6 protein-coding genes are annotated in these 8,399 nt (G+C 62.9%); 2 read left to right on the top strand and 4 right to left on the bottom strand.

All coding sequences use genetic code 11. The annotated features are described in order from the left end of the window. Positions 1-968 precede the first annotated feature (968 nt). From AC1RUR_RS37720 to AC1RUR_RS37705, 4 genes are all read right to left on the bottom strand, one after another. Entirely contained in the window at positions 969-1,997 is a 1,029-nt protein-coding gene (locus AC1RUR_RS37720; RefSeq protein ID WP_492853197.1) for an ABC transporter permease, read from the bottom strand. Between the two features lie 12 nt (positions 1,998-2,009). Beyond that, complete coding sequence (locus AC1RUR_RS37715; protein WP_492853196.1) at positions 2,010-3,512, bottom strand: sugar ABC transporter ATP-binding protein; 1,503 nt, start codon at positions 3,510-3,512, stop codon at positions 2,010-2,012. A gap of 6 nt (positions 3,513-3,518) precedes the next feature. Beyond that, positions 3,519-4,541: a sugar ABC transporter substrate-binding protein gene (locus AC1RUR_RS37710; protein ID WP_007610940.1), complete on the bottom strand. Its 1,023-nt coding sequence runs from the start codon at positions 4,539-4,541 to the stop codon at positions 3,519-3,521. Positions 4,542-4,625: 84 nt separating this feature from the next. Then, positions 4,626-4,964: a globin family protein gene (locus tag AC1RUR_RS37705; RefSeq protein WP_492853195.1), complete on the bottom strand. Its 339-nt coding sequence runs from the start codon at positions 4,962-4,964 to the stop codon at positions 4,626-4,628. Between the two features lie 481 nt (positions 4,965-5,445). On the opposite strand from AC1RUR_RS37705, the gene AC1RUR_RS37700 reads away from it, so the two are divergent. After that, positions 5,446-5,820: a DUF2946 domain-containing protein gene (locus AC1RUR_RS37700; RefSeq protein ID WP_492853194.1), complete on the top strand. Its 375-nt coding sequence runs from the start codon at positions 5,446-5,448 to the stop codon at positions 5,818-5,820. A gap of 84 nt (positions 5,821-5,904) precedes the next feature. Next, entirely contained in the window at positions 5,905-8,373 is a 2,469-nt protein-coding gene (locus AC1RUR_RS37695; RefSeq protein ID WP_492853193.1) for a TonB-dependent receptor, read from the top strand. The last annotated feature ends 26 nt before the right edge of the window (positions 8,374-8,399 follow it).

Raw genomic sequence — 8,399 nt, 5'->3', positions numbered from 1 at the left:
CCGAGCCCCCGCAAATCGTGCGGGAATCATATCGCGCGAATCACTTCAAGCGCAGCGTTTTCACACAGCCAGGGTCACAAGCCGCTGAACACGTTGAAGGTCGTAGACTTCCGCTTTGTGTTCGGAAGCGGAGGTCCATGAGCACACGCTCTGGCTAGCGCGCAGAAGCCGAGGTGAGCCTCCCAGTCACAATCCACCGCCCAGGATGTCGAGAAATGCGAGAGGTGATGCTGCCAGCATCGCTCCCGCGCAAAATCCGACGGTCCCGAGCGCGATGGCACCCAACCACTCGTGATGTGTCCAACCGAAGACACCGCCAACGAAAGTGCAGATTCCTACGGCCGAAACCGTCCATGCGATCTGCACGGCGATTTTAACTATTCTGATCATTGGCTCTTAACCTGGCGCAGTTCGCATCGGCCTGACGTGGCGAAGCGTGTTTGGCGTTGGCCTATTGCTTCGCTGACTTGCGATGTACAGGTAGTGAGGCATCGGGTTGAACGGAAGCCATGGCGCGTAATGTGAGCAATATTCCGACCGGGCGGACCTACTTGGGGTTCGCGTTGGTTTGGACTATCGTGGGATTTCTCGTCTTCTTGCTTTGCGTTGCGGTATTTGCTGCCGGCCGTTGGATAGCTGGCCTGTTTATCGTCTTTCTCGCGGTTTATCTGTATGTCCGGCACGGCATTTCGATCGGCAAACGTGCGAGGCGGGGGCTTGTTCGCAGGCGATGAGGTTGGTCCGGGAGACGATCGGGAGCGGCGCGCTCAATTGTAATGTTCGCATCTTGAGCTCAATGCTCACTAAACGCGCTTTCCGCCATGATGACATCCTACTCCTGTTTTGCCCGACGCGTCAAATGGATTTCGAAAAATCAGCAATTTTGTAGCGTCGCCCGCAAGCCGTTGATTTCGCTGGCCCCGGCTACTGTGCATGGGGTTGTTTTCGCGTTTTTGTTTTGAGGCGGTCTACTCCGCCACCTTTTCCCTCAGCCGCTGCGCATAGACGTTGATGATCAGCGCGGCCAGCAGGATCAGGCCGCGGATCAGGATCTTCAGGAAGCTGTCGATGTTGACGTGGTCGAGGCCGTTGTTGAGGACGCCGAGCACGAACAGCCCGACGATGGTGTTGCCGATGCCACCGCGGCCGCCGAACAGGCTGGTGCCGCCGACCACGACGGCGGCGATGGAGTCGAGCAAATAGGTGTCGAACTCGTTCTGCTGCGCGCTGCCGAAATGGGCGACGCCGAGCATGCCGCCGACGCCGGAGCACACCGCCGAGATCACCATGACGGCGCCGAGGATGAGCTTGACGTTGAGGCCGGAATATTCGGCCGCCTCGCGGTTGCCGCCGACCATGTAGACGTAGCGGCCGAAGCGCGTGTAGGTCAGCACCAGATGGCCGCCGAGCAGCATGATGGCCGCGACGATGACGATCCATGGAATGCCGCTGATCGAGCCGGAGCCGAGCGTGGTGATCACGCCGGGCACCTTGTAGGCGATCTGGCCGCGCACCAGCAGCGCGGAGACGCCGGCCGCGATCTGCATCATGGCGAGCGTCATGATGAAGGAGGGGATGCCGATCACGGTCAGCCCCAGCGCGTTGACGAGACCGAGCAGGGCGCAGAGAAGGATCGAGAGGATGATCGCGACCGCGCCGGGGAGGGGAATGTTGGCGATGTTGACGTAGGAGTCCTGCAGCGTGAAGTAGGCAACCGCAATGCCGGTGACGTTGGCGATGCTGGCGATCGACAGGTCAATCTCCGCGCACAGGATCACGAAGGTGAGGCCGACGGCGATGATGCCTGTCACCGACACCTGCGTCAGGATGTTGCCGAGATTGTCGAGCGTCGCGAAGGAGGGACTGGCGAAGGCGAAGAAGGCGGAGAGGAAGATCAGCGTCAGGAACGGCGCGATGTTGCGCATCTGCGAGCGCAGGAAGGGCGCAAGGCCGCGCGCCCGCGCACCCGCCGCCGGAACCGTCTCACTGCTCGCCATGGTGCTGCTCCGTCACGCCGCCTCAAGCAGGCGGTCCTTGCTGACCGGCTCGTTCGAAAATTCCCGCACCACCGCGCCGCGCTTGAGCACGAGGATGCGGTCGGCCAGCGACAGCACCGTCTCCGGCTCGGTCGACAGCACGATGATCGCAAGCCCTTTTGTGCGGAGGTCGCGGACGATGTTGATGACATCGTTCTTGGCGCCGACGTCCATGCCGCGGGTCGGCTCGCACAGCACCAGCAGCTTGGGCGGATAGGTCAGCCATTTTGCCAGCGCAACCTTCTGCTGGTTGCCGCCGGAGAGCATGCCGAGATCGAGGCCGACCACCGGCGGCCTGATCTGCAATTGCTCGACCTGGCGCTGCGCGATGTCGCGCTCCTGCGCCGGCTTGAGCAGCAGCGACGAGATGCGATCCAGAATGCTGATCGAGATGTTCTTGTAGACCGGCTCCTGGTGAAACAGCATGTCGCGCCGGCTTTCCGGCACCAGCGCGACGCCGGCGCGGCGCGCCGCCGCCGTGCTGGCGAAAGTCTTTGGCGTGCCGTCGACGGCGAGCGTGCCGCTATCAGGTTTCAGCTTGCCGAACAGGATGCGCGACAGCTCCTGCTGGCCGCAGCCCATGAAACCGTAGATGCCGAGCACCTCGCCGGCGCGGGCCTCGAAGGAGATGTCCTTCAGGCTGCGGGCGAGCGACAATTGGTCGACCTTCAGGACCACCGGGCTGTCGCTCGGCCGCGGCAGCATGAGGTCGTCCGTGTAGCTGTGCTCGAGCGCTTCGCCGCCGCGGCCGATCATGGCCTCGATCAGCGCGCCCTTGCTGGTCGCCGTGCTCGCCGTCTCCGCGACTTTCCGCCCGTTGCGGAACACCGTCACCGTGTCCGACACGAGCAGGATGTCCTCGATGAAATGCGAGATGAAGACGATGGCAGTGCCGTCCTCGCGCAGGCGCCGCAGCGTCGCAAACAGCCGCTCGACCTCAGGCGGGGAGAGGGCGGAGGTCGGCTCGTCGAGGATGACCATGCGCGCGCCGGAGAACAGCACGCGGGCGATCTCGATCAGCTGCTGGAGCCCGATCGGTAAGTCGCCGAGCCGGCTCATCGGATCGACGTCGATGCCGAAGCGGGCAAGCTGCTCGCCCGCCTCGCGCGCCATGCGCCGCCATTGCACGAGGCCGAGGGCATTGGTCGGCTGGTTGCCGAGGAAGACGTTCTCTGCGACCGTGAGGTCGGGCGCGACGCTGAGCTCCTGATGCACCATGGCGATGCCGGCCGCATGCGCATCGCGCGCCGAACGGAAATGGGTCTCCTTGCCACCGATCAGGAAACGGCCGGAGAAGTCGGTGTGCACGCCGGCGATGATCTTCATCAGCGTGCTTTTTCCGGCGCCGTTCTCGCCGACGAGACCGTGGATCTCGCCGGGATGGAGCGCGAAGTCGACACCACGAAGCGCCTCGACGCCGCCGAAGCTCTTCGTGATGCCCTGGAGTTCCAGGATGGGCGAACGAGCCGTTTCCATGGAGGCTCAGATCAGGAAGTGATCCTGCATCCACTGCATCCCCGCGGCATTGGCCTTGGTCACGACCGGGCCGTCGGTGACGACGTTTTTGGGAATGCCCTGTCCGCTCTTCTCGCCGCCGACCACGGCGGAGACGCCCGCGATGATCGCGCCGCCATGGATGCGGCAGGACGGATTGCGCACGGTTGCGAACATGCGGCCCTCGCTCACCGCCTGGATCGCCGGCGGCATCGCATCGACGCCCCCGATCAGGATGTTGGTGCGGCCTCGTGCCTTCATGATGTTGGCGGCGGCCAGCGCCATGTCGTCATTGTGGAAGAACGCCGCGTCGATCTGCGGGTACTTCGTCAGATACGTTTCCCAGAGACGCGCGGTCTTCGAGACGTCCCAATCGGCCGGCTGGGTGTCGAGCACCTCGATGCCGGGGAATTGCTTGACGACGTTGTTGAAGCCCTTCGCCCGTCCTTGCGCCCCGGTATGGCCGAGCGCGCCTTGCGTCATGATGATCTTGCCCTTGCCACCCATGGCGTTGCACAGCGCCTGCGTCACCGATGCCCCCATGAACTCGTTGTCGGGGGCGAGGAAGGAGTGCACGTTGATCTGGTCGAGCGGCGCAATCAGCGTGTCCATGTCGATCACGGGCGTGCCGGCGTCGATCATCTTCTGCACCGGCTGGGTGAGGGTGCCGATGCCGAAGGCCTGGATCGCGACGAAGTCCCATTTCTGCGAGGCCATGTTGTCGATCGCGGCGCGCTGCTTCACCGCGTCGAGCTGGCCGTCGAACCAGGTGACTTCGACGTTGAACAGCTTGCCCCAGAACTCCGCGGCCTGCTTGCCCTGCGCGCACCAGGTCGCCTGGAGGCCTGCGTTGGAGAAGGCCGCCTTCAGCGGCTTCTCGGATCGTCCGACTTCGGCGGCCAGTGCAGGGTTTATGCCCATGCTGCCGAGGATGGCAGTTGCGGCGCCGGCGGTCGCTGCCGCCTGAAGAAGATCGCGCCTCGTCGTCGAGAAATCTTTCGTCCCGGACATCGCTCGCTCCCATAGATTTTATCGTCGGCGCGTCATTGCTTGCGCGACCGATCTCCGAAAGTGTCTCACAAGAGCTGATGCCACTCAATCTGCAATCAGTCGCGAGATCGCCGCACTCGCGTTGGTGCAGCGCAAAGCGTCAGGCCAATCATCGCCAAGCAGCTCGCGCAGCGTGCCGTGCGAGGCGACCTCGCAGGCGATCAACCGGAAGTGTCCGCGACGTTCGCCCGCAAAATCGCGAATCGCCTCGATCGTCAGCGCGCGCATTGATCTCTGCGCCAACTCGCTGCCTTGCGAGCCGAACATTGCTTCCGTCTCGGCATGAACTTCGAACAGACGTTGATAGACGACCGGTGTGAGATCGACGCAGCGCGAGGTCGCGAGTTCGAGGTTGTTTTCGATGAGATTAGAGAAAGCGCTCATTGGCATCGAAGCCATGCAGGCAAAAAAAGAGCGGGGCCCTAGCCCCGCTCGAAAATTGTGTCGACCCTATTATCCCCGATTCTAAGATTTGCTCTTGATTGACGGGGCGACGCTGCGTTTTGCGCGCCAGGGGCTCCTCCCGAGACTTGGACCACCAGACTTCGACCTCACGGTCACGTCTGAGCAAGGGGATGCTAGATCAACTTTTCTCACTTGTCATCATTTTCGGCAACGATTGTTCAAAATTCGAGCAGTTAACGAAACGATCGGGCTTTTAGGTGTGTAAGCATATGACAAATAAAAGAAATCTGTGGATGGGCGGGGCGGCTCGGCTGCCTCAAATGCTGGACCCGGCCCTGCGGTGGGGCGCTTCGAGCACAGTTTTCAAGAAATTTGCGCTGGGCCAAGCCGGTTGCGGAACTGACCTCGACTCGGGTCCCGGCGGGGTGCTTAGTTAGCGCACGAACGAATGGTTCGGCGGATGCGCGCACGGCTGCAAGAATTCCTACCCCTGGTCCTGCTCGCTCTGGTGATGCAGGTGCTGGCCCCGATCGCCGCCTGCTGGGCGGCCGGCCAGGCCGTGGCCGATCCGCTGTCGGCCGCCGTCATCTGCCACAGCGCGAGCGAACAGAGCGGCTTGAACGATCAGACCGGCGCGCCAACCGCGCATGGTGCTGCGTGCGCGATCTGCTGTCTGGCCCAGGCAAGCGCGTCGCTCGATTCGCCGTCGCAGCTTGCACTGGCGATTCCCTTCCGCCACGCCGAACGCGTGGCGTGGCACGCGGTGGATGTGTCCACCGTTTCCGTCAAAAAGGGCGGAAGTGCCCAGGCGCGTGCGCCGCCAAGCCTTTCCTGACGACCCCCACTGTCGCCGCGGTCCGTCCGCTGGCGATTGATGCTGTCGAATGGCCGGAGGGAGAGCCGGCGTCAGGAATGCCCCATGTTACGTTGTCATGCCCGCCGCGGCGTGAGCATCGTTGCCGTCCAGGCCGCGCTGCTCGCGTCGTCGAGCGGAGTCTTTGCCCAAAGCAGCAGCGCAGTGCTGCCGCCGGTCACCGTCGACGCGCCTGCCATAGTGAAGCCCAAGCCGCGCAAGCCGGCAATGCCTACGGCTGCCGCGCGGAGCCGGTCGGAAAAGCCGGCCAGCGAGCGGGCCGCTCCCGCCGTTGCCGGCGAGCAGGGGGCGGGCCGCGCCCGCCCGTCGCTGGATCCGCCGGCCGCGGTGGCGCGCTATCAATTGCCCCAGCGCTCCTTCAGCGTCACGGCGAAGGAAATCGACGAGACGATCAACCTCAAGGACCCCGAGGACGCCGTCAAATACATGCCGAGCCTGTTCGTGCGGAAGCGCAACGACGGCGACAGCCAGGCGGTGCTGGCGACGCGCAGCTGGGGCCTGAACTCCAGCGCGCGTACGCTGATCTACTACGATGACCTCCTCATCTCGGCGCTGATCGGCAACAACAACACCAATTCGTCGCCGCGCTGGAACCTGATCTCGCCGGAAGCGATCGGACGGGTCGACTACCTCAACGGCCCGTTCGCCGCCGCTTATCCCGGCAACTCGATTGGTGGCGTCCTCTTGATCACCTCCAAGATGCCGGACAAGCCGTTCGCGACCGCCAAGGAAACGGTCTCTGTGATGCCGTGGAATCAGTACGGCACCAAGGACACGTATGTGACGAGCCAGACCAGCGTCGCTGCGGGCAACTGCGACGGCAGACTGTCCTGGCTGGTCAGCGCCAACCATCTCGACAGCTTTCAGCAGCCGCTGAGCTATACGACCTTCGGCACCACGCCTGGGGTAGGGCCCGCCGGCACGGTGGGAACGATCGCCGCTCAGAACAAGACAGGTGGTGTCGCCAATGTCGTCGGTACCGGCGCGCTGGCACATTCGCAGCAGACGTCCGGCAATCTCCGCCTCGCCTACGATGTCGCGCCGCTCGTGCAGGCGACGTATTCGTTCGGCATCTGGAACAACCACCAGACCTCCGATCCGCAGACCTATCTGAAATCGACCGCGACGGGTCTGCCGACATTCGGAGGAGTGAGCAGCTTTGCCAACAGCAAGTACACCTGGGATCAGCTCCATGTGAGCAATGCCGTCTCGCTCAAAAGCGATAGCAGGGGTGTCTTCGATTTCGACCTCTCGGCCTCGAGCTACAACTATCTCCAGGACACTCAGGTCAGTCCCTATACGGTCGTGCCGTCGCCGGGCCTTGGCTATTCCCTGAACGGCAAGGTGACACGGATGGATGGTACCAACTGGCAGAACGCCGACGCCAAGGGTATCTGGCGTCCGTTCGGAATCGATGGCCAGCACGAGGTCAGCTTTGGTGTGCATGGCGACCGCTACCGGCTCGAAAACCCGGTCTACGCCTCGACCGTCTGGTACAACGCCTCCTCGACCGGCAACGGCCAGCTTTATTCGACCGGCGTAGGCGAGACGCGCACTGAAGCGCTCTGGCTACAGGATGCCTGGAGGATTACGCCGAACATCAAGCTGACGTTCGGCGGGCGGCTTGAGAGGTGGCAGGCGGTCGAGGGCTTTAACCTCAACACCACGGCCACCAGTGCCGGCGTCATCACATCGGTTGTGCTGACGCAGCAGCCGGGGCTGTCCTCGACCAACTTCTCGCCGAAGGCGTCGCTCTCGTTCGATCCCGACAAGGACTGGAACATCACCGCGAATTTCGGAGAAGCCTACCGCTATCCGACGGTCACTGAGCTCTATCAGAACATCACCGTTAATGGCGTCACCTATCTGGCCAATCCGCTGCTGTCGCCGGAACAAGACTTTACCGGCGAGCTCAATCTGGAGCGCCGCTGGGTCGACGGGCGCGTGCGGCTCACCGTGTTCGGCGAACGCACCAACAATGCGTTGATCTCGCAGTCGACCACGGTGACGGATGCGGGCGGCGTCCAGTCGGTGCAGACGGCGGTCAGCAACGTCGCGGCGATTCGCATGCAGGGCGTCGAGTTGTCTGGCGACAAGGACAACGTGTTTGTGAGCGGCCTGCAAGTCTTTGGCAGCGTGACCTACGTCGATTCCAGGATCATCTCCGACCCGAGCTGGAAGGGCGCGACCAGCGTCGTCGGCAAGCGGGTGCCCTACGTCCCGGACTGGCGGGCCAAATTCGGCGTCACCTATCGGCCCAACGACAGCTGGGCCTATACGATAGCCGCACGTTATAGCGGCAAGCAGTACTCGACGCTGGACAACACGGATCGTGTTTCCCACGTCTACGGCGCGTTCGATAACTTTTTCGTTGTGGACTTGAAGATGCACTATAACGCGACGAAGAATTTCGCGCTCGACTTCGGCATCGATAATCTCTTCAACGAGCAGTATTTCCTGTTCCATCCGTTCCCGGGACGAACCTTCGTTCTCGCCGGCAAGTACACGTTCTGACGGGTGGGATGATGTTCACGACGACA

Source organism: Bradyrhizobium sp. GW821-FHT12B03 (assembly GCF_058807535.1).
This window is presented reverse-complemented; position numbering and strand designations above follow the sequence as displayed.

What these genes read in the sequence shown, in the direction of transcription:
- AC1RUR_RS37720 (WP_492853197.1), bottom strand. Translation starts at nt 1,997, where the DNA reads ATGGCGAGCAGTGAGACGGTTCCGGCGGCGGGTGCGCGGGCGCGCGGC.
- AC1RUR_RS37715 (WP_492853196.1), bottom strand. Translation starts at nt 3,512, where the DNA reads ATGGAAACGGCTCGTTCGCCCATCCTGGAACTCCAGGGCATCACGAAG.
- AC1RUR_RS37710 (WP_007610940.1), bottom strand. Translation starts at nt 4,541, where the DNA reads ATGTCCGGGACGAAAGATTTCTCGACGACGAGGCGCGATCTTCTTCAG.
- AC1RUR_RS37705 (WP_492853195.1), bottom strand. Translation starts at nt 4,964, where the DNA reads ATGAGCGCTTTCTCTAATCTCATCGAAAACAACCTCGAACTCGCGACC.
- AC1RUR_RS37700 (WP_492853194.1), top strand. Translation starts at nt 5,446, where the DNA reads ATGCGCGCACGGCTGCAAGAATTCCTACCCCTGGTCCTGCTCGCTCTG.
- AC1RUR_RS37695 (WP_492853193.1), top strand. Translation starts at nt 5,905, where the DNA reads ATGTTACGTTGTCATGCCCGCCGCGGCGTGAGCATCGTTGCCGTCCAG.